We start from the raw sequence: 874 nt of genomic DNA on the forward strand, positions 1-874 counted from the left end.
ACCCCGGCCCCTTCCCGGGCGCAACCGGCCGGGGGGGCGTGGTGGGGTTAATAAAAATGTCTGTTTTTTTTTCCATTTTCACCCCCCCAATCCATTCGCCCCCCCCCTTTTTTTCCCCCGGGGGGGGCGTCTCCTCCCCTCGCGTTCAGGTCACTGAATGATCTTGACGATCTTGCGCGTGCCGGGATCAACAAGAACGGTGCGATTGTCGACGACGACGTAGCGATACTCGACGTCGGGGACTTCATGAAGCTCGACTGTCTCGGGCAGCGTTGAACCAATATTGAGTTCCACCCCGGGGAGTTCCACGGATGCGAGCGGCTGCTTTTTCACATATTCCCTGATCACGGTCTCCTGTTCAGGCGCGATGATCACGTCCTGAGCGGCAACAGCGCCAACGCTGGCCAGCAGAAAAAGTCCCGCGGCTGCGGTGGAAAGATGCATTCTCATAAGTGCCTCCTTTATGTGATGTGACTTGTAAGCCCAGTTGCTCTGGACGGCATCCGCGCCTTGCTTACCCAAACCTGAGGCAGGCGCAAACGTTCCTTAGCTGGGCTTCGGTCCGATTCGGCGGGGCTTTCCGTAGGACCAAAGTCTGACGCGTCGCGCGCAAAGCGCGACGCCGCGGGTTTCGGCCGCACCGACTGCACGCTTCACTCGCTATGAATCTTGGGCGCTATGAACCCTGGGCGCTATGAACCGTAGCGACAGCGCAACGGCAAGAAGGCCCCCCCCGGCCAAGCGGCGGGGCGCAGCACCCCCGGCCCATTAAGTGAAAAGATGATTTTTAAGATGCAGCGTGGGGGGGGGTAAAAAAAAAACAGCCCGGGGAGTCATTGTGTGGTAAACAACCCGAAAAAAAAAAAAACAACCA

General features: G+C 58.2%; 1 protein-coding gene. It reads right to left on the reverse strand.

The window, feature by feature from the left end; translation table 11 throughout:
* Positions 1-150 precede the first annotated feature (150 nt).
* Entirely contained in the window at positions 151-450 is a 300-nt protein-coding gene (locus tag AC0L16_RS31790; RefSeq protein WP_473625480.1) for a DUF1236 domain-containing protein, read from the reverse strand.
* Between the last annotated feature and the right edge of the window lie 424 nt (positions 451-874).

This window comes from Mesorhizobium sp. WSM4848 (genome assembly GCF_055811375.1).

Coding starts and splice junctions, on each gene's coding strand:
- AC0L16_RS31790 (WP_473625480.1), bottom strand. CDS start 450: ATGAGAATGCATCTTTCCACCGCAGCCGCGGGACTTTTTCTGCTGGCC.